A 19,181-nucleotide genomic window follows, 5' to 3' on the forward strand; every position below is an offset into this window, starting at 1 on the left:
TTGGTAAATAAATTATTTATAACCTCGCCACAACGGCTATTTAAACGCTTGTCTGGAAAACAATCTCTATACCCATTTGATAATAACATCTACAAAACTAAAAATATTTGTGTCCACACGGTAGGATATTTCATCGGGATAAAGCGAAGAGCAGGACGAACTTTAAAACAAAGCGAATGCCCCTGCGCTTCTAAAAACAACAACTTTTAATGTTTTATCTATGCGTCTTCGCCAACATTACGCTGTAATAGTTACTTATTTTGAGGAAATCAATTTCACCGTTCCGTAATTTATTTTTATCCTGCTCTACCTTTTGCGATGAAAGTGGCATACGTTAGATCAGGTTTAGATTGGTCGTTTTTCTGCTAACCAGGCCAGTTTTCCATGCAACTGCCTAAGTTTATCGCCCTGACCGAAACGGGCATCCTTCGATCTTTCATTGGGGATAAAGCGAAGAGCAGGATTACCTTTAAAAATAGAAAATGACATGGCGCTCCAAAATCAAAATCAGTCATTAATAGTTTACTCGTCGTCTGTAAATAACTGCACATCCAAACCATAAATAACATTACTGTGTTCCTTAATTCATTCGATTATTTTATCTTTAGGCGATTTTAAAAAGATCGGTTTGAGCCATAAACCGATTGAATAATTAAACATAATAAGCAAAATCAATAGAAACATGTCAAATACATCAAAAATTATCTACACCAAAACCGATGAGGCGCCCATGTTGGCAACCTATTCACTTTTACCTATCGTACAAGCTTTTACCGCCTCAGCGGGTATTGATGTAGAAACCAGAGATATTTCTTTAGCAGGAAGAATTTTGGCCAACTTTCCGGAGTATTTAAAAGACGATCAAAAAATTGGTGATGCGCTGGCTGAGCTTGGTACTTTAGCAACCACTCCAGAGGCAAACATTATTAAATTACCAAATATTTCTGCTTCTATCCCACAATTGATAGGTGCAATAACCGAACTTCAGGCGCAGGGCTTTGCTATTCCAAATTATCCAGAAAATGCACAGAGTGACGAAGACAAAGCAATAAAAGCTAAATATGCAAAAGTTTTAGGTTCGGCTGTAAACCCGGTTTTACGGGAAGGTAACTCCGATCGCAGGGCACCCAAAGCAGTTAAAAACTATGCCAAGCAAAACCCACACTCGATGGGTAAATGGTCTTCAGATTCAAAAACCAGAGTGGCCAGTATGACAGAAGGCGATTTTTATGGTTCAGAGAAGTCGACTACTGTTGCGGAAGCAAGCCAGTTTAAAATAGAATTTGTAGCTGCTGATGGTTCGGTAACCGAGTTAAAAGGATTATCGCCATTGAAAGCAGGAGAGGTGATCGATAGTTCGGCCTTGAGCTTATCAGCTTTGAAAACTTTTGTAGCGAAAGAAATTGCTGAAGCCAAAGCTGCTGGTGTGTTATTATCTGCGCACTTAAAAGCAACTATGATGAAAGTTTCTGACCCGATTATTTTCGGAGCGATTGTAGAGGTTTATTTTGCAGATGTTTTTACGAAATATGCTGATCTTTTTAAAGAATTAAATATAGATACCCGTAATGGTTTAGGTGATGTTTACGCTAAAATTGCAGGTAACCCTAAACAGGCTGAAGTAGAAGCTGCATTGGCTCAGGCCATTGAAAATGGTCCGGCTTTGGCCATGGTAAACTCTGATAAAGGGATTACTAACTTACATGTGCCAAGCGATGTAATTGTTGATGCTTCTATGCCGGCCATGATCCGTACTTCAGGGCAGATGTGGAACGCAGCAGGTAAACTGCAGGATACCATTGCTTTGATTCCGGACCGTTGTTATGCTGGTGTTTATACAGCAACCATCGATGATTGTAAAGCGAACGGAGCATTTGACGTAACGACCATTGGTTCGGTACCAAATGTGGGCTTAATGGCTCAGAAAGCTGAAGAGTATGGATCACATGATAAAACTTTCCAGGCTACAGGTTCGGGAACCATCCGCGTTACCGATGCTGAAGGCAAGGTGTTTTTCGATCAGAAAGTAGAAACAGGCGATATCTTTCGCATGTGCCAAACCAAGGATGCGCCGATTCAGGACTGGGTAAAATTAGCCGTAAACAGGGCACGTTTATCTGAAACTCCAGCTGTTTTCTGGTTGGATGAGCAAAGAGCGCATGACAGAGAGATTATTGCTAAAGTAAATACTTATTTAGAAGATCACGACACTACGGGTTTAGATATCCGCATTCTGGCTCCGATTGAAGCCACTAAATTTACTTTGGAGCGTATCCGTAAAGGTTTAGATACTATTTCGGTTACGGGTAACGTATTGCGTGATTATTTAACTGATTTATTCCCGATCCTGGAATTAGGAACATCTGCCAAAATGTTATCTATTGTTCCTTTAATGAATGGTGGTGGTTTGTTCGAAACCGGTGCCGGTGGTTCTGCACCGAAACATATAGAGCAGTTTATTGAAGAAGGTTATCTTCGTTGGGATTCGTTAGGTGAATTCCTGGCGCTTCAGGCTTCTTTAGAGCATTTATCGCAAACTCAAAATAATGCAAAAGCGCAGGTTTTGGCCGATGCTTTAGATGAGGCCAATGCTAAATTTTTGGCAACCGACAAATCGCCGGGTAGAAAATTAGGTACCATCGATAACCGTGGTTCTCACTTTTATTTAGCCTTATATTGGGCCGAAGCATTAGCTGCACAAACTAAAGATGCTGATTTACAGGCTAAGTTTGCCCCATTAGCGAAAGCTTTATTGGAAAACGAGGCGAAAATTAATGAAGAATTGATTGGGGCACAAGGCAAACCTCAAAACATTGGCGGTTACTATAACCCTAGTGATGAGTTGGCCAGCAAAGCGATGCGCCCAAGTGAAACATTAAATGCGGCTTTGGCTTCTTTGTAAGCTATAATTTGAGTTGTCAACTTTAATATGCTTCTAGTATGGAAGTTGACAACTCTTGAAGTATTTAGCGTTCTGATGTAAAAATCGGGACGCTTTTTTGTGATGCATCATTCCGAATTTTTATTCATTTTGCTGGAATTTGAGGATTCTTATTTACTTGGAAAGCAGATGCAGAAGCATTTGGGTTACAGCAGTCCCGCTCCCGCTTCTCCCGACTCTTTGTCGGGATCCGCTTTGATCGGGTTTAGGTGGATTGGTCATTGCTTACTATTTACGTCGATATTAATCAGCAGGGTCTCTGCCTGTATCCCCTCAGGCCGAAACGAGGACCCGATTAAATAACTAAAGTCTCCACGTTATATTCATCTATAGCTTAAAGCTTGACGATTATCGGCGCTTTGCTGCGTGAGGGATAGCAACGGAAAGCCCACAGCCATGAGGAACGACGGCGAGGACTTGAAGTGTATAGCCCGACCCTTGCGCAGCTTGGGGCACGCCCAAATAATAAGAAAATTGTAGGGCTAACGAAAACCTTATTTATACCGCTTTGTTATAAGAATATAAATTAAAGAAGACCAATACCATGGAAATTAACGAAAATAAAGGATCGAACGACAAAATACATAGCACTACAGAAAGTAGCGAAATTAACCGGGAAAATTTATCGTATGACGAAAATAAAGAAAGTTACGAACTTGACGTGAAAGGAACAGACAAAGAGTACGATCATCCGATGGGATATGAAACTGTTGCTGTGGGTGCAAGAGATGATGATTCGACCTATGATGAGGCCAATCCTTATGTTGGTGATGAATATGCCAGCAATGAAGAAATTGCCGAAGATAACTTAGAAGAGTTAGGCATGCACGTGGATAATGGCGAAAGTGTAAAACTTAGTGCCGAAGATGAAATTCTTGCCCGTACACCGGAAGATAACCGTGATGATCTGGATGAAGAAGGTTATCCAATCAATGATTCACCAAAAGACTAGCTTCGCAGTTTTCAGTTGGTAGTTTTCAGTTATCTGTAAATTAAAACTGCCAACTGAAAACTATAAATTGCAAACTATAGATTGCAAACTATAGATTGTAAACTGAAAATTGTAAACTGACTAAGGATTAATATCCAGGTTGAATCTTCTTCTCAATTCATCCAATTTTGGGTTCTTGTTAACCAGGTAATCATACTTTTCGCGGTTACCGTAGAGCCTGTTTTCTATCTTCCGCTCGGTTAATTTATAAGTAACCTCAATACCGAAATTCCGAAGCTCGTTTCGTAAGAAATTTAACAGTTCAACCGATTCCTGTTGTACCAGGTGTTCCTGTGTTTTACTCTCTACCGAAATTTCAATCAGTTCCGGGTTTAAAAGTTTTGGCGCAAAATTATTTAAGATGGTGAAAAGGTTAATCTTATCGGCAGCTTTCATCTTCTGCGTAAAGATATTCCAAACTTCCAGCAAACGGTCGCAACTGAAAGGCTCCCTTGCTTCGCCGGTTGCTTTTTTCGGTCCTTTATCTTCTTCCTCCTTTGCGATACGGTCGAAATCATTCAAAGACGGAATCAGCATACTTGTTGCACTTGCCTTTGGGATATTGATGCTGATGGAAGTTGCAGAGGGTGGAGGAATGCTTACTTTAGGGCTTTCTTTTGCCTTTTCTTCTACAGGTATACCGGGCTGAACCGGCGTGTTAACAGCAGGTATTGGTGCAGGAATAGTGTTTGCGCTTTCCGCTTTCAGCTTTGTGTTTTCAGCTTGTTCAGCTACGACATTAGTTTTTTTTTTATCCTGATCTGCGTCAGTTGCTGTATTATTATGGCTTAAAGGCTGTTGTGCTAAATTGACGACCGACCGGATATGGCACATTTTAATGAGCGCCAATTCTACCTGCAAACGCTGGTTTTTAGAGTTTTTATAGTTTAAATCGCAGGTATTGGCTAAATTGAGTGCGGTTAACAGAAATGACAGTTCGGTTTGCCTGCACTGATCAAGATATTTTTGTTTAATGTTTTCGCTAACCTCTAATAATTTAATGGTAGCGGCATCTTTACCCACCAATAAATTACGGAAATGACTGGCCAAACCATTGATGAAGTTGTTGCCATCAAAACCATTGTTCAGGATTTCGTCAAACAGAAGCAGGGTCTGACTCACTTCTGCTGCAGTTAAGTAGGAAGTAAGCCTGAAAAAATAATCGTAATCTAAAATATTAAGGTTGTCGATAACCGCTTTATAGGTAATGTTCTTGTTTGCATAACTGGCAATCTGATCGAACATGGAAAGCGCATCACGTAAACCTCCGTCTGCTTTTTGCGCAATGATGTGTAAACCATCGCTTTCAAAAGCAATATTTTCGCGTTGGGCTATTTTGGATAGGTGATTGGCAATATCTTCTACCTGGATGCGGTTAAAATCAAAAATCTGGCAACGCGATAAAATGGTTGGCAGGATTTTATGTTTTTCGGTGGTAGCCAGGATAAAAATAGCATAAGATGGCGGTTCTTCCAGTGTTTTCAAAAAGGCGTTAAATGCACTTTGAGATAACATGTGGACCTCATCAATGATATAGATTTTATATTTTCCGGCTTGTGGCGGGATTCTAACCTGCTCAATTAAACTGCGGATATCATCAACAGAGTTATTGGAAGCCGCATCTAATTCATGTACGTTAAATGAGTGTCCGTTCTGGAAAGATTGGCAATTGTCGCATTGGCCACAGGCTTCCATATCGGCTGTAGGATTGGTACAGTTAATAGTTTTTGCCAGGATACGGGCACAGGTTGTTTTACCCACTCCACGTGGCCCGCAAAATAAAAATGCCTGGGCAAGCTGATTGTTTTTAATGGCATTTTTTAACGTACCGGTAATATGCTGCTGGCCAACAACGGTTTCGAAGGTGGCTGGGCGGTATTTACGGGCAGAAACGATAAAATTTTCCATCGGCACGAAAATAGGAAAAATTTAGGTGTTGTGAGATTGAAAAGATGGAATGTGGAAAAGTTGAAATGTGGTCATAAAGAACCTAACTTATCAGCCGGGATTAAAAATTATCTGTGATAGTAATAAAATTGTTTATATCTCTCTTCGAACTTGTCGAAACTACCAAAAGTAAGTTCGATTGCTTTTTCGGTATCGTAACCCTGGGAAATGAGTTTTATGATGTTTTTAAGCATATCTCCACGCTTTGATTTGACGAAAAAGTAAATTACGCTGTAAGCTGTATTATAGTTGTCATCTACATTATGCCCGTAGAACGAACCGCTATATATTCTAAAGAAATTTTTTAACCTTTCGCTGTTTTTCAAATCTATTCCTGCTTTTATGCTCTTAATTCTGCCACTTTGCGGATAAGCGTATAGATTTCCATCACTGTCAAAATCCAGGGTTTCAAAGAACTCTGCCAATCCTTCATTTAACCATTTGGGCGAATTTTTAAAATTCAACTGAAAAATGCTATGACTGGCTTCATGGAGTGCAACCGAAATGAAATCGCTGCTTTTGTATACAAAAGCTTCATTAATTGCAGCTATATAAAATCCGGCACTGTTAACAGGTGCTTTATATGTTTTTTGCACTAACCGATAATCTTTACTTTTTCCGTAAAGGTTTAGTTTTACCGGGGCAGTGATGTTTTCCCTCGTTTCAAAAATTTCGTTGCAGAACATACGTTCATAGGCAATGAGCTTTTCTATTTTCTTTTGTTCAGTGTCGCTTATTTTGCAATTGACCAGGTTAATGTCTACATACTGGGCATAAAGCGATGCGCAAATCATATTCGCTATGACAAGCAGCAGGAATTTTTTCATATCGCTGTCTAACTCTTTTTACAGGTATTTTTCTAACAGTTTTTTTAATTGGCCATTATCCATAAATCCCAAATCCGGGTTTACCACTTTTCCTTCTTTATTGATCAGTACCTGGTGGGGAATGCCATTTATTTTAAACTTGTCAGCTAAATAACGCCATTCATCGCTTTTTAACCTATAGTGCTGTCCCTTTATCGTAGGTACTAAATTTTGATAGGTAGCCAATGGCGAGCTTTCATCAGTAATATAAACAAATACCATATTATTATCTTTCATTTCCTCTTTTAAAGGTCTGATTTCGGCTATCCCATTAAGGCAGGGGCCGCACCATGTTGCCCAAAAATCAACCAGAATGACTTTACCTTTATATTTGCTAACAATGGTATCTAAAATTTTATCTGCTTCTACTTTTGGGGTTTGATTGACAAAATACCCGCCATTTTTTTTATTCGCGATTAATTGCTTTTTAGTATCCTCATTTTTCAGCCTGATGTAATCTTTTATAAACTGATTCTTGATGTCTGATAGGGCATAGTCCAGATTTTCTTCTTGAATCGGTGAAAGTTCGTCAACAATCGGCCCTAAAATATCTTGTGCCCTCATGATATCAAACAAAATCCCTTTGTCGATATTAAATGCTGAATCAATTTTTTTGAAGTAAAAATTTGTAGCGGATTTATTGTTGAAGATTTTTATAAAATCACCACGTTTTTCGAGCCAGGCGTCTTGCGTGGATTTATCCATGCTGTCTATCTTTAGCGAGAGTCCATCTGCTGATATAAATTTTTCGAAAGATTTATCCAGGTCGGTAAGCGCGATGTTATTTTCTTTGAGCGCTTGAAACATCACAGCGTAATTATATGTATAGCTATAGCTTTCAGGTTTTACTCCTGGTAAAAATTCAAATCGGTTAATAAAGGTATCGTAATCTGCACTGATTACCGAAAGCTCATTATTAATGATTTTCTTATCGAAAAAATTATAGTAATCACTTGGGTATTTTTCTGCCGCTTTTTTATTGTCTTTATTGGCAGGTTCATAATGCCAGTTGTACTCAATAACATGGTTGGCATAACGGCAGATGATATTTGTTTTTTTGATCTGGTAAGCTTTTTCCGAAAGGGTTCCCAATTGATGAATGGAGTCTAACTTGGTCAGTTCTGTTTTCTGTAGGTTGAGTAGATAATTCTTGTAATCGTTAGGTTTCATATCAACGATCTTCTTTTTCATGTCGTCATAATCGAATAAATCAATTTTATTTAAAAGATTAAGATCTTCATTTAATTGTGCCAAAGGACCTTGATACATGAGATTTTCGCTGCCCATGATCATAAATAGTGGTTTGCCAGGTTCTAAATAGATGTTGTTTTCATTGATGAGGCCTGATCTCAGATAGACCCTTTGAGGGCGATAAATTCCTACTTTGGTGGAAAAATAGCCGTTTTTCTGTATTTTTATGATTTGATTTTCCTGTTCTCCCGTAATAATATTATCTATATATAACATCAAGGTTTTGATGCCCAATTTGGGACTGTAGTTTGCAATGTAACCGCTGAAAGTTGCGCTATCGTTTCTAAAGATGGGAAGTTTATAGGTTTCTTTGCTGATGAGTCGTTTGCAGTTAACCTGGGTTTGGCTCAACTGTATGGTCTTACGATCAGCAGTAAGGTTAATTTTATTGTTTTTCAGTTCGCTAACTAATAGTTGCCTGGTTTCTTTTCCGTTAGTAATGGATATAGCAGTATTTCCAGTGGTTTTTTTGAGGATACTTTTATAGGACCAAACTTTGTTTTGGTAAATAACCGCTTTGTTGAAAAATGCGACTTCAAGATTACTGTTGTCTTTATCATACCAGCTGGAATAGATAAAATTTGGAAGTAAAGTTTTACGCTTCTGCAGAGCAATGTCGTAAATTTTCCAGCCATTATCGCCCTCTTCTCCATAATCAATAACGGTAGCTTTTGCATTTACTTTAGGGAAAATAAGCTGATACGATACTACCCCGGTTTCTGGCATAAAATACTGCGCCGCTAATGGTATACCAACCGCTTTTTGGATATAATGCTTAGTTGGACTGACGTTGTCCTGGATGTAGGTGTTTTTTGGTATTCTGATCCACTGACCAGCAGGATATCTAGTGGTAAACCATACTACGGTTGCGCTATCCGATGTTACTATTTTTGTAATTTTCAGTGACGAAGGGCTGTTGTTGAAGCCGGTAGCAGGATTATTGACTGTTTTTTGCGCATATCCTGCAATTGCGATAATTAAAAACAGGAAAGCGAGGGTAATTTTTTTTGATAGAGCGCTGTAGGTCATGGTTTTAGAGTATAAAAAACAATTATAACTAAAAAACGAGGTGTTGTACGTTAAATTTTGTTAAATAAAGCGTTGTAAACTATTTGATTAACGATTTCAGTTCATTTCTATACTCCGAGGCGCTTTTGCCTGTAAATTCCTTAAATAATTTATTAAAATGGCTGAAGTTGTTAAAACCGCTTTCGTAAGAAATATTCGCAATGCTGGTCTGTTTTTCGGCCAAAAGCTTTGAGGCATGTACTACCCGATATTCGTTTACGAAATGGGTAAAGGTTTTCTTGGTGATCTTTTTGAAGTAGCGGCAAAAGGAGGGGACGGTCATGCTCGACATTTCTGCAACATACTTTAAGCTGATTTGCTCCTGGAAGTGATCTTTTACATAATTAAAAATCATATTGATGCGGTCGTTATCCTGCACCTGCATTTCCATCGAAAAACCATCGGCGTTTAAAATCTTGTAGTCTTTTGCATGCTCGAGATCTTTTAATATAGTGAGCAGGGATAAAAGTCTTTCAAAAGGTGGCTGCTCATCCATCATTTCTATCCTGTTGCCCACGGCCCACATCGTTTCAGTGCCAAAGGCTATTCCGGCTTTTGATTTATCAAACAATTCTTGTATTCCTTTGGTCTCCTGCAGTCCTAAAAAAATACTGCCCAGAAAATCGGGTTTCATCTGAATAACGGTTTCATTTTTATTGCCGGTATTGGTGTCGGTAAAGCCACAATGGGGGAGGTTGCTGCCAATTAAAATCAAGTCGCCTTCTGTATAATAGGAAACGTGACTGCCGATTTGCCTTTTCCCCGCCCCGCCGTTAACAAATACGATCTCAATTTCGGGGTGATAGTGCCAAAGGTGTGCCATGTTATTGGCATTTTCTACATATTTAGAATAATAAAATGAACTTCCAAAAGAAGGTTCAACTACCTCAAAGCTTGGCTTCATATTTTGCTAAGTTATTAGGCTAAAATACTAAAAAAATATGCTTTATTATGGATTTGGTTAAAATAATAGGCCATTTCGGACAATATAGCATAGATATTGGCAAATATGCAATCACCTATATTTCAGATACCACCGTACCTTAGGGGTATCATATAATGATTAACTCTTTAAAAATATTGGTTATGAAAAAGTTCTTAAAAATCGGTTTAATAGCAGCGTTGTTTTTTACTGCTACGGGTGTACACGCTAACGATGGTGATTTTACTTTAACAGTGAAAGGTGAAAAGGAAAAATTTATCCGTTTCTCTGTAGATAAAGCAGAAAATATTAATGTATCGCTAATTGATGCATATGATGAGGTCTTATTTGAAGAAAGTATCCATGCTACGGCTGCTTCCAGTAAAATCTACGATCTGAATGAACTTCCTGATGGGAAATATACGCTTAAAGCAGCGTCGGATAAAAAGGTGGCTAAATATAATGTAGTGATTAAAAATGGTGAAGCAATTGTTTCTGAGCCAAAGATATCCAACGTATTTAAGCCTGTTTATACTGAAAAAGATCAGGTAATTACGCTTCAGATGGAAAATCTGGAGAACAACCCGGTAGAAGTGAGCGTGTACAATGAATACAATGATAGGGTTTATAATGAGGTGTTCAGAGATAAATCTCAGTTGGTAAAAAAATTCAATATCAGCAAAACAGATTCTAAAGAATTAACTTTTGTGGTGAAGTACAATGATGATAGTTTTGTAAAAACAATAGCAACGTATTAAAAAGCATTTACAGCTAATTGATTTAGGGAGATTGTCGGATAGACAGCTCCCTTTTTTATGTAAGATGGATGAGTTGCCAGACTGCCTTCGATCAGTAAAATCTGATCAATTTTATGTAAAATGGATGATATCGGATGGATGATGTTGTACAAAGTTGCTATTCCCATTCTTCTCTTCGCTTTCGCTTTCCATCTTCATTTACCATCTTCCATTTCAGCCCCTTACCTTTCAGCAGATAAAATCTAATAATCATTTGATTTTAAGAAATATATTATTACTTTTGCATCCCCGTAATATACCTCGGGATTAAAAAATTAAAAACATAATTTATAACAATGAATCAGTACGAAACTGTTATCGTTCTAACCCCGTTGTTATCTGAAGAAGCTGCGAAAGAGGCATTAGCTAAATTCAAAGCCGTTCTAACTGATAACGGAGCCGAAATTATCCAGGAAGATAATTGGGGTTTGAGAAAATTAGCGTATCCAATTGCAAAAAAATCAAATGGATTCTTCAACTTAACTGAATACAAAGCTTCAGGAGATTTGATCGCAAAATTAGAGCTTGAATTAAAACGCGATGAGCGTGTGTTACGTTTCTTAACTATCCGTTTAGACAAACACGCTGTTGCTTACAATGAGAAAAAGCGTAGTGGTGCTTTTAACAAAAAAACTAAGGAGGTTGCAGCGTAATGGCCAGAGAACAAATACAATACGTAACTGCCCCTAAAGTAGAGGATAACCGTAAAAAATATTGCCGTTTCAAGAAAAACGGAATTAAATATATCGATTACAAGGATGCAAACTTCTTGTTGAAATTTATTAACGATCAAGGTAAATTGTTACCACGCCGTTTAACCGGTACTTCGTTAAAATTCCAACGTAAAGTGGCTCAGGCCGTTAAACGTGCCCGTCATATCGGTTTGTTACCTTTCGTTGCTGATCAATTAAAATAGGAGGCTAGAGATATGGAAATTATTTTAAAACAAGATATTAAAGGCCTTGGTGAGAAAGACGATGTAGTTACCGTAAAGCCAGGTTTTGGCCGTAACTATTTAATCCCTCAAGGATTTGCAGCGCTAGCTACTTCTTCTGCTAAAAAAGTATTGGCGGAAAACTTAAAGCAAGCTGCTTTTAAACAAGATAAAATTAAGAAAGATGCTGAAGGTGTGGCTGAGCGTTTAGCTGAGGTTAAACTTTCAATCGGTGCCAAAGCAGGCGAAAGCGGAAAAATCTTCGGAGCGGTTAACACCATCCAGATTGCTGAAGCGTTAAAAGCGCAAGGCTTTGATGTAGACCGTCGTCGCATCACTTTCGAAACTGAACCTAAATTTGTTGGCGAATATGTGGCTAACTTAAACTTACACAAAGAAGTTAAAGTTCAGGTTCCTTTCGAAGTAATTGCTGAATAAGCATTCTTTAAAGAATACATAGAAAGTCCCGGTGAAAATCGGGACTTTTTTTGTGGAAAACGGATCAGGTAAGATGGAATTAAGAAGGCGGTTTACGTTTTGTGGCTAAAGTGTTTGATCTGTTAACTTTCTATTGATTTAAATTTTCATCAATAGAACGCCTAAATGCCATTTTTATTAATTTTTAACGAAGTCAACCCAAATTGACGCGTTTCTTGTAATAAAGTCAGCTTATTTGGATGGTGTGAATTATGCAATGAACTGATATTGAGTTAAGTTATCGAAGTGTACGGGAAACGCTAATCGCTTCCCGCAGTGTAAAAATGATGATCGTCTATTTTGGTTGTACAATTAACTCCATTGTCCATCCTCCATTTCCATCATCCCTCCTTATGATCCTTTCGGCGTTGTTGGTCTGATTTCTACCTTGCTAGGCAGTGTTCTAGCCGGCATGGCCAATAAATCAACAATCAGTTTGCCCATATCTTCTGGCTGGATTTTCCAGGCATCGTCTTCGGCATTGGGTTGATGATCATTAAAGTGACTTGCTACTGATCCCGGCATAATAGTGCTTACTTTTACACCATACTTCCTTAAATCGAGCATCACCGATTGCGTAAAACCAGTCAGACCGAATTTACTGGCATTATAAGCCGATCCTCCGGCAAAAAAGTTTGTGCCTGCCAAACTGGAAATGGTAAATATGTGTCCTTTTGTTTTTTTAATTTCCTCAACCGAGGCTTTAATACTGTAGAAAACACCTGTTAAGTTGGTGTCGATCGTTTCCTTCCATAAATTAATATCCAATTCGTCAATCGGCGCAAAATGCCCGATACCGGCATTGGCAATCAATATATCCAATTGTCCCCATTTTTCGAGTATTAGATTTACAGCATCCTGTTGGGATTTAAAATCTACCACATCTGCTTCAATAGCCAATACATCGCCATGAGCTACCAGCTGAGATGCAGCCTGATTTGCGCTGGCAATCGTTCTGCTGGTTATGGCTACTTTATAGCCTTCTTTTAAAAGTGATTCGGCAATGCCAAAACCAATTCCTTTGCTTCCGCCTGTAATTAATGCAACTTTCATGTTGTTGTAACGTATGATATCGAAAAATGTTTACCTGGATTTTTTCATTTCATGGTGAGGAAGCTCCATGATCTGGATATCTTTAAAATCAACAGGCTGCCCTTCACTTTGTAAAGCAATAAAACCAGCTTTAAGCGCTTTACCATCTATTTTAATTTTAGGGTCGTAACGGTTGGCCACGTCTCCGCCAATCTGAGGCTTGCTATATTGTAGCACCGTATCGCCATTGATGATGTGGGTAACAAGTGAATCGCCTAATACAATCAATTCGGCAGATACCCATTGGTCGCCATCGTATGTCTTAGATTTAGAATCCAGGCAATGTTCATCATACAATTTACCTTTATAAAAAATATCGGTACCTGGCGAACACATATTTCCTGTAGGGCGCGGACGACCATCGCTTAAACCGCCTAGAAACTGCATTTCAATCGAAATTGGCCAGTCTTGTTCTTTAGGCATCGTTTTCGGATCCTGAGAGTGGAACATCACACCGCTATTGCGTAAGGTGTAAGCAGGCGCTCCTTTTTGCAATTCACCTACGAAGCGGTATTTCAATTTTAAATGATAATATGAAAAAGGTGTTTTATAATATAAGTGGCCGAACTGGTCATTAAAATCACCATATTGATCATACCGAACCTGAATAATCCCATCTTCAGCCCTGAAAGTATTGCCGAAATTTACATTGTAATCATGATGGTGGATTTTAACATTCCAATTCTTAATGTCTTTCCCGTTAAAAAGTGTGATCCACTTTTCAGATCTGTTGATATTTTTAGTGGTGCTACAGCCCCATAGGCCAAGGGCGAGTAATAGGTAGCTAAGTTTTTTCATTTGTTTATTTGTTCGTGGTTCTGATATTCCGGTTTTCGTGTGGAGCAGGCAATGAGAAAAGTTGATTCTCATTGTCGGTCTAAAATACATAAACAAACTTATTTATCATTATAATTTAAGGCTGCTGTCAAATAAATGATCATACTTCGGTCCATTATTCCCCCTTAAATTTTCCATCTCTTTAATTACCTTTGCGTTTATGGCAAAAACACGGGCAACCAGAACCAACAGTAAACCAAAACACCCATTGCTGAAGAAAATTACAAATGTGGCTACAAAAGTATTCATCTATTTTTTGTTGGTTTCTGTGTTTTGGGTTATTGCACTTCGTTTCATTAATCCGCCTATCACCCTTTTGATGGTACTGCGGAACATTGAGCGCAAAGCGGATGGAAAGCCTTTTAAAACAGAGAAAAAATGGGTGAAATTTGAAGATATTTCTGATAATATGAAAAGGGCAGCCGTTTCTGCAGAAGATCAGCTTTTTTTATCCCATATTGGTTTTGATATGAAAGCCATTGAAAAAGCTTTTGCCAGTAATGCTAAAGGTAAAAAGGTAAAAGGCGGGAGTACCATTTCGCAACAAACCGCTAAAAATGTTTTTCTTTGGCCTGGCCGTTCATGGATCAGAAAAGGTTTTGAAGCCTATTTTACTTTGTTAATAGAGTTGTTTTGGAGCAAAGAAAGAATATTGGAAGTTTACCTCAACGTAATTGAAATGGGCGACGGAATTTACGGAGCCGAGGCAGCCGCCCAGGAGTATTACGGCAAATCGTGCACAAAATTGACAAAAAAACAAGCCGCTTTAATTGCATCCTGTTTTCCCAACCCCAGAAGGTGGACGCCTAAAAATGCGACCCCGTACATCAGACATCGCCAATACCTGATTTTAAGAAATATGAACAGGTTGGGACCACTTGATTTTTAGTCTGAAGTCTAAAGTCCTGAGTCTTCAGTCCATTTTTCGACTTAGGACTTTGGACTTGAGACTAACGACTTAACTAATCATGATCCTTGTTCCACCTGATCTTTATCCCGCCTTTTTCGTCATCAATAGCTTTTAAGTGCAATACGATGCCACGCATGCGGGCTTCTCTTCGTTCCGATTTGGTTAGATTTTCATCTCCCTTTGGATTTCTCAGCGGAATGTCCATCTGTACATTTGTGCCTTTCCCTAAAGCATAAATGCCTTTGACATTAAAATTTAAAGCACTGGAGTTGATCTGCATCGGACTAATTTCTACCTTATCGCCACGTATGGTAAGGGTTCCATCAAGGTTTTTGATTTCTACATTTGACAGGTTCCTGTTGGCAAAAGCAAATTTACCTACGTTAACCATCGGTTCGAAATTAACCAAAGCAGCGTTATTCAGGTTAAATACCACTTTGCCATTGATTGATCGCGGAAGAATTTTTCCGGCTTGTGAGATTCTGCCTGAAATATTAACCAATGAGGATAAATAACCTTTTAAATTTTTATTGGTTATGGTATTTTGACCAAAATTATCAAAAGAATAAAAAAAGTCTTTCACGCTAACATGGCTGATCTTTGAGCTGATTTTAAAACTATTTGATGCCGCTTCCTGCATAATATTTCCATTTAGGGATAACTGTCCGCCCGCATGTACGACACTAATTTTGTTGAAGAATATACCTCCGCCACGCAAAGAAATGTCGGCATCGAGATTTTTGGCCAGGAAGTTATCATAAATGGCTTTATCTACGGTTAAACGGATGTTCATTTTAGAAAGTTCCAGCACGTTGCTCAGCTCTTTGGAAACCATTTGTTTATTGCCGCTCGGTTTTTTCTTCGTTGTTCTTGGTCCCAAAAAAGGTAAAAATTCTTTAAGGTAAAGTTGCGGACTCGACATCTTTAAATTCACCAATATTTTTTCTGGGGCGGTGTAATATAGGTTTGCAAAATTGGCGATACTACAGCTAACATTTAGTTCACTTTTACCCAATTGGAAATGCCCGTTGTGTATGGATAAGTCATTTTGGTTAAAGTCAATGTCCAAAGCACTCTTTACCAGGTGAAGTTTTCTTGGAATGTAAAGGATATCCGCATCGGCAATCTGTATTTTGCCGGAAACCACTGGTTTGGTAAATCTGAAATTGTCGATATCAGCCTTACAATATAACCTTAAGTTGGCTGTGCCGCTTTTAAAATCGAAGTCGTTCGTGCCCAATGAATTGTTTAAATTGGTTAGCGGGAATTGCGAGGTAACCAATCCGGTGGCAATAGGGCGGGATAGGTTGTTCACCGTAAATGTGTCGATCTTAAGCGGCGCATTAAAATACTTTGCCGTAAGCCTGTGGAATTTGATAGACGAATTTTCATCGCCAATAATACCGCCAACAGTATCGCGATTGGTGAATGAGCCATCAAAATTACAAGCCGTTAGTTTACCCGCCGGGATGGAAACCACATTATCCCTCACCTTTATGCCAACCTTGATCAAAGGATCACCATATTTACCTGATCCGTCGTCAATGATGTTCCCGCGGATATCGATCGGTTTTTCGATACCGAATTTAAGTAGTTTAGAGGAGATGTTGGGTGACAAAAGTAAGGCAACATCTCTGAATAAAATATCATCAACAGCAATGCTAATGGCAAAAGCAGATTTAGCCAGTTCTATTTTAGCACCGATTTTAAAAGGGTGACCACCGATGTTCAGGATTTCGGGATCCAATAGTATCGCATCCAGATTTCTGCTATAATGTGCTTTTAAGGTGCCCTCTAAAGTTTTATCTTTCAAAAAGCTTCCCTTGCGCGTATTAAAGGCAAAACTGTTTACTTGAGTTACTAACTTAATTTTACCGGTCCAGCCACTATCCGGGTACTCCATTCTACCCTGGATCTGATCGATGTTAAAGTTGAACAGCTTGAATCTTTTCTTATTGTCCAATACCAAACTCACCTTGTTAAAATCAATTTTTTTCACTTCCAGTGCCGATGATTTTGGCGATGATTTTTTATCGTTTTCAGTCTTACTCTTAAAAATACTGGTGTTGCTATAACCTGTAGAATCGGTATAGATATAAATAGAAGCGTTGTTAATGGCAATTTGTTTGATATTGATATTACCTACGATAAGGGAGAGTACATTTAGAGATACATCAATATCCTGCGCTTTTAACAGATCGTGTTTATGCTGCGTCCATAAGCTGTCCCTCAACAAAACGCCGTTTAAAGAAACAGAAACCCCCGGAAAACTTTTCAGAAGCGTAGGCTCCATACTGGTTGCGGTAATCTGTCCGTTTAAATTTTTATTCAGTTGCGCGAGGATAGAAGCCAATACTTCTTTTTTATTTCTGCTGATGTAAAAAGCACCTGCCAGCCAGGTTAAGATAATCAGGATAACTAAAGCCGATACGATTTTTAAAGAGATTTTGAGCCAGCGCTTCATACACATTATTTGATATAACCAATATAATGTTTTTTGTTAGCTAATTGTTTGGCTAACAATAAAAAATAGCTGCAATAGCAACTGCTCTTGTAAATCGGTTAACTTAAGAGCGATTCCAGATCTGGATGGTATTGAGAAGTGAGGAAATGGGTGATCGTGAAATCGGCCAAACGGTGTTTGTAAAAGGGATCCTCCATCAGGATTTTCTTTAATTCAGCCTCATCTTTGGCCAGGGCTAAAATAATTCCACCGGTACGGGGCACCTTTCTGCCCGAAGCCACAAAAATATTTTTTTTATAGTACTTCTTTAAATATCGCACATGGGCTTCCATATGCGCATCTAATTCTGTTAACGGAACAATATATTTAAGATCTACAATGAACACAGGCTTACAATAAATGTGCAAATACAGTAGAATGCCAGCTATTCTGAAAAGGGACTTCCCACTTCGTTTCAAGCTCAGCCAGGTTTTGAACCATATTGTTAAATACAATAGTTTCTGGTGTTACCTGCTTTATATTAACCAAAGTTTCAAAATCTTCCTTGCTGTTTACCACCACTTCCCCATTTACTTTATAGGCCATGTTGAAACGGTTAAAAAGATCTACCTGGTATTCCTGCTCAATTTCTTTAATAAGGCGAACTGAACTATCAATCGAACAACCGGTAACACCGGCCTGACTTTCATCAACGGTTAGGATAATAAAAAAGCCATAACGTATTTCTGCTTTTGCAAGCAATTCATTTCCGTGTGCTTTCCACTGGTTAGTAAAAGCTGCCAACTTGTTTAAGATCTCAGTTTCTTCAGTAGAAGTAAATTTGCGATCGCTTTGGTATATCCAAACTCTTGATTGTGGAGAAAAACTCATATACAAATTTACGATTTTAATTAAATTGCTGTGTTAAAAACGCTAACCCGATGAAAAAGTTTACACGCTGCTTGAAAATATCCCTGTTATTGGGTTCTGGCATGTTTTTATGTGCTTTTTCCGACCCCGAATCCGTGGAACAGTGTGCCACCTATCTTCAAAAAACCTTTACCGATCATTATGACAGTAGCCAGGAAAGTGATCGGATAAAACGCTACGAGTTAAATGTTACCAACAATGGGTTTTGCCGTTATAAACGATATTTTAATAACGGTAAAACAGAGTATTTCGCTTTCAAACTGTCGAAATTTAAAGATATGGATTATTTTGGTACAACCACTGCAGGTAAATTGTATATCCATACCAAAGGCGACGATGTGATTGTGCAGACTTATAAAGACAGGGGAGGTGACGTAGATTCGATGGCTACGCAAATTGTTATCCCTTTAAAAAACATCGAAGCTGAAGATTTAAATCTAATCCGCGATAACCTGAATAAAATCAATGCAGAGGTTTCGAATCTTCAGAAGCCTTAGATAAAGAACTAACATTGGTGATATTGCAATTGCTTTCTGAGAATAAGCAAGAATTGCACGGTGATGTAAAGATTTTTGGTTGTTTTTGGAGCGCAGTGTCATTCGCTTTTTTTAAAGTTATTCCTGCTCTCCGCTATATCCCCGATGAAGGATCCTACCGTGTGGACACAAATATTTTTAGTTTTGTAGATGTTATTATCAAATGGGTATAGAGATTGTTTTCCAGACAAGCGTTTAAATAGCCGTTGTGGCGAGGTTATAAATAATTTATTTACCAA

At 38.4% G+C, this 19,181-nt stretch carries 19 protein-coding genes; 9 read left to right on the forward strand and 10 right to left on the reverse strand.

All coding sequences use genetic code 11. The annotated features are described in order from the left end of the window. Positions 1-210, forward strand: a 210-nt coding sequence (locus tag QZ738_RS05090; RefSeq protein WP_293785301.1) for a hypothetical protein, incomplete at its 5' end; no start/stop codon positions are given. Positions 211-345: 135 nt separating this feature from the next. Here QZ738_RS05090 and QZ738_RS05095 read toward each other — a convergent pair. Then, the gene (locus tag QZ738_RS05095) at positions 346-489 is read right to left on the reverse strand and encodes a hypothetical protein (RefSeq protein WP_293785303.1); all 144 of its coding nucleotides are present in this window, start codon (positions 487-489) and stop codon (positions 346-348) included. 193 nt (positions 490-682) lie between these two features. Between QZ738_RS05095 and QZ738_RS05100 the strand changes: the two genes are divergently transcribed. Both QZ738_RS05100 and QZ738_RS05105 read left to right on the forward strand, forming a co-directional pair. After that, positions 683-2,902 (forward strand): NADP-dependent isocitrate dehydrogenase, encoded by a 2,220-nt coding sequence (locus QZ738_RS05100; protein ID WP_293785305.1) that lies wholly within the window; start codon positions 683-685, stop codon positions 2,900-2,902. 583 nt (positions 2,903-3,485) lie between these two features. Beyond that, a complete protein-coding gene (locus QZ738_RS05105; protein WP_293785307.1) occupies positions 3,486-3,893 on the forward strand; it encodes a hypothetical protein in 408 nt (135 codons plus the stop codon). 120 nt (positions 3,894-4,013) lie between these two features. On the opposite strand, the gene QZ738_RS05110 is transcribed toward QZ738_RS05105, so the two are convergent. The 4 genes from QZ738_RS05110 to QZ738_RS05125 form a co-directional block, all read right to left on the reverse strand. Next, positions 4,014-5,840 carry a DNA polymerase III subunit gamma/tau gene (locus QZ738_RS05110; protein ID WP_293785309.1) on the reverse strand — a complete coding sequence of 609 codons (1,827 nt, stop codon included), beginning with the start codon at positions 5,838-5,840 and terminating at the stop codon, positions 4,014-4,016. 107 nt (positions 5,841-5,947) lie between these two features. Then, positions 5,948-6,706 carry a DUF1570 domain-containing protein gene (locus QZ738_RS05115; protein WP_293785311.1) on the reverse strand — a complete coding sequence of 253 codons (759 nt, stop codon included), beginning with the start codon at positions 6,704-6,706 and terminating at the stop codon, positions 5,948-5,950. 18 nt (positions 6,707-6,724) lie between these two features. Then, positions 6,725-9,025, reverse strand: coding sequence for a TlpA disulfide reductase family protein (locus QZ738_RS05120; RefSeq protein WP_293785313.1), 2,301 nt, complete (start codon positions 9,023-9,025; stop codon positions 6,725-6,727). 79 nt (positions 9,026-9,104) lie between these two features. After that, the gene (locus QZ738_RS05125; RefSeq protein ID WP_293785315.1) at positions 9,105-9,968 is read right to left on the reverse strand and encodes an AraC family transcriptional regulator; all 864 of its coding nucleotides are present in this window, start codon (positions 9,966-9,968) and stop codon (positions 9,105-9,107) included. A gap of 182 nt (positions 9,969-10,150) precedes the next feature. Here QZ738_RS05125 and QZ738_RS05130 point away from each other — a divergent pair, with 182 nt between their 5' ends. From QZ738_RS05130 to rplI, 4 genes are all read left to right on the forward strand, one after another. Further along, positions 10,151-10,744 carry a hypothetical protein gene (locus QZ738_RS05130; RefSeq protein WP_293785317.1) on the forward strand — a complete coding sequence of 198 codons (594 nt, stop codon included), beginning with the start codon at positions 10,151-10,153 and terminating at the stop codon, positions 10,742-10,744. Positions 10,745-11,079: 335 nt separating this feature from the next. Further along, positions 11,080-11,436 (forward strand): 30S ribosomal protein S6, encoded by a 357-nt coding sequence (gene rpsF, locus QZ738_RS05135; protein WP_090982636.1) that lies wholly within the window; start codon positions 11,080-11,082, stop codon positions 11,434-11,436. After that, positions 11,436-11,699: a 30S ribosomal protein S18 gene (gene rpsR, locus QZ738_RS05140; protein WP_010599582.1), complete on the forward strand. Its 264-nt coding sequence runs from the start codon at positions 11,436-11,438 to the stop codon at positions 11,697-11,699. Before rpsF ends, rpsR begins: the two co-directional genes overlap by 1 nt. A gap of 12 nt (positions 11,700-11,711) precedes the next feature. After that, a complete protein-coding gene (gene rplI, locus QZ738_RS05145) occupies positions 11,712-12,155 on the forward strand; it encodes a 50S ribosomal protein L9 (protein ID WP_090982638.1) in 444 nt (147 codons plus the stop codon). A gap of 390 nt (positions 12,156-12,545) precedes the next feature. Here rplI and QZ738_RS05150 read toward each other — a convergent pair whose 3' ends face one another. Both QZ738_RS05150 and QZ738_RS05155 read right to left on the reverse strand, forming a co-directional pair. Beyond that, on the reverse strand, positions 12,546-13,247 hold the full coding sequence (locus QZ738_RS05150) for an SDR family oxidoreductase (protein WP_293785319.1): 702 nt from the start codon (positions 13,245-13,247) through the stop codon (positions 12,546-12,548). Positions 13,248-13,277: 30 nt separating this feature from the next. Beyond that, positions 13,278-14,084, reverse strand: a complete 807-nt coding sequence (locus QZ738_RS05155) for a DUF1080 domain-containing protein (RefSeq protein WP_293785321.1) — start codon at positions 14,082-14,084, stop codon at positions 13,278-13,280. A 199-nt stretch (positions 14,085-14,283) separates the two neighbouring features. On the opposite strand from QZ738_RS05155, the gene mtgA reads away from it, so the two are divergent. Then, complete coding sequence (gene mtgA, locus QZ738_RS05160; RefSeq protein WP_293785323.1) at positions 14,284-15,012, forward strand: monofunctional biosynthetic peptidoglycan transglycosylase; 729 nt, start codon at positions 14,284-14,286, stop codon at positions 15,010-15,012. A 73-nt stretch (positions 15,013-15,085) separates the two neighbouring features. Here the strand turns inward: mtgA and QZ738_RS05165 are convergent, their stop codons facing one another. From QZ738_RS05165 to QZ738_RS05175, 3 genes are all read right to left on the reverse strand, one after another. Next, the gene (locus tag QZ738_RS05165; RefSeq protein ID WP_293785325.1) at positions 15,086-17,497 is read right to left on the reverse strand and encodes an AsmA family protein; all 2,412 of its coding nucleotides are present in this window, start codon (positions 17,495-17,497) and stop codon (positions 15,086-15,088) included. A gap of 98 nt (positions 17,498-17,595) precedes the next feature. Then, positions 17,596-17,883 (reverse strand): YciI family protein, encoded by a 288-nt coding sequence (locus QZ738_RS05170; protein ID WP_293785327.1) that lies wholly within the window; start codon positions 17,881-17,883, stop codon positions 17,596-17,598. A gap of 4 nt (positions 17,884-17,887) precedes the next feature. Beyond that, the gene (locus QZ738_RS05175; protein WP_293785329.1) at positions 17,888-18,367 is read right to left on the reverse strand and encodes an ABC transporter ATPase; all 480 of its coding nucleotides are present in this window, start codon (positions 18,365-18,367) and stop codon (positions 17,888-17,890) included. A 50-nt stretch (positions 18,368-18,417) separates the two neighbouring features. Between QZ738_RS05175 and QZ738_RS05180 the strand changes: the two genes are divergently transcribed. Beyond that, complete coding sequence (locus QZ738_RS05180) at positions 18,418-18,903, forward strand: hypothetical protein (RefSeq protein WP_293785331.1); 486 nt, start codon at positions 18,418-18,420, stop codon at positions 18,901-18,903. Positions 18,904-19,181: the final 278 nt, after the last annotated feature.

Source organism: uncultured Pedobacter sp., from assembly GCF_913776295.1.
GTDB lineage: Bacteria > Bacteroidota > Bacteroidia > Sphingobacteriales > Sphingobacteriaceae > Pedobacter.

Bases quoted from the DNA above. Each gene is read 5' to 3' on its own strand.
- QZ738_RS05105 (WP_293785307.1), top strand. From the start codon at position 3,486: ATGGAAATTAACGAAAATAAAGGATCGAACGACAAAATACATAGCACT.
- QZ738_RS05095 (WP_293785303.1), bottom strand. From the start codon at position 489: ATGTCATTTTCTATTTTTAAAGGTAATCCTGCTCTTCGCTTTATCCCC.
- QZ738_RS05100 (WP_293785305.1), top strand. From the start codon at position 683: ATGTCAAATACATCAAAAATTATCTACACCAAAACCGATGAGGCGCCC.
- mtgA (WP_293785323.1), top strand. From the start codon at position 14,284: ATGGCAAAAACACGGGCAACCAGAACCAACAGTAAACCAAAACACCCA.
- QZ738_RS05180 (WP_293785331.1), top strand. From the start codon at position 18,418: ATGAAAAAGTTTACACGCTGCTTGAAAATATCCCTGTTATTGGGTTCT.
- QZ738_RS05130 (WP_293785317.1), top strand. From the start codon at position 10,151: ATGAAAAAGTTCTTAAAAATCGGTTTAATAGCAGCGTTGTTTTTTACT.
- QZ738_RS05125 (WP_293785315.1), bottom strand. From the start codon at position 9,968: ATGAAGCCAAGCTTTGAGGTAGTTGAACCTTCTTTTGGAAGTTCATTT.
- QZ738_RS05110 (WP_293785309.1), bottom strand. From the start codon at position 5,840: ATGGAAAATTTTATCGTTTCTGCCCGTAAATACCGCCCAGCCACCTTC.
- QZ738_RS05175 (WP_293785329.1), bottom strand. From the start codon at position 18,367: ATGAGTTTTTCTCCACAATCAAGAGTTTGGATATACCAAAGCGATCGC.
- QZ738_RS05115 (WP_293785311.1), bottom strand. From the start codon at position 6,706: ATGAAAAAATTCCTGCTGCTTGTCATAGCGAATATGATTTGCGCATCG.
- rpsF (WP_090982636.1), top strand. From the start codon at position 11,080: ATGAATCAGTACGAAACTGTTATCGTTCTAACCCCGTTGTTATCTGAA.
- QZ738_RS05155 (WP_293785321.1), bottom strand. From the start codon at position 14,084: ATGAAAAAACTTAGCTACCTATTACTCGCCCTTGGCCTATGGGGCTGT.
- QZ738_RS05150 (WP_293785319.1), bottom strand. From the start codon at position 13,247: ATGAAAGTTGCATTAATTACAGGCGGAAGCAAAGGAATTGGTTTTGGC.
- rplI (WP_090982638.1), top strand. From the start codon at position 11,712: ATGGAAATTATTTTAAAACAAGATATTAAAGGCCTTGGTGAGAAAGAC.
- rpsR (WP_010599582.1), top strand. From the start codon at position 11,436: ATGGCCAGAGAACAAATACAATACGTAACTGCCCCTAAAGTAGAGGAT.
- QZ738_RS05165 (WP_293785325.1), bottom strand. From the start codon at position 17,497: ATGAAGCGCTGGCTCAAAATCTCTTTAAAAATCGTATCGGCTTTAGTT.
- QZ738_RS05120 (WP_293785313.1), bottom strand. From the start codon at position 9,025: ATGACCTACAGCGCTCTATCAAAAAAAATTACCCTCGCTTTCCTGTTT.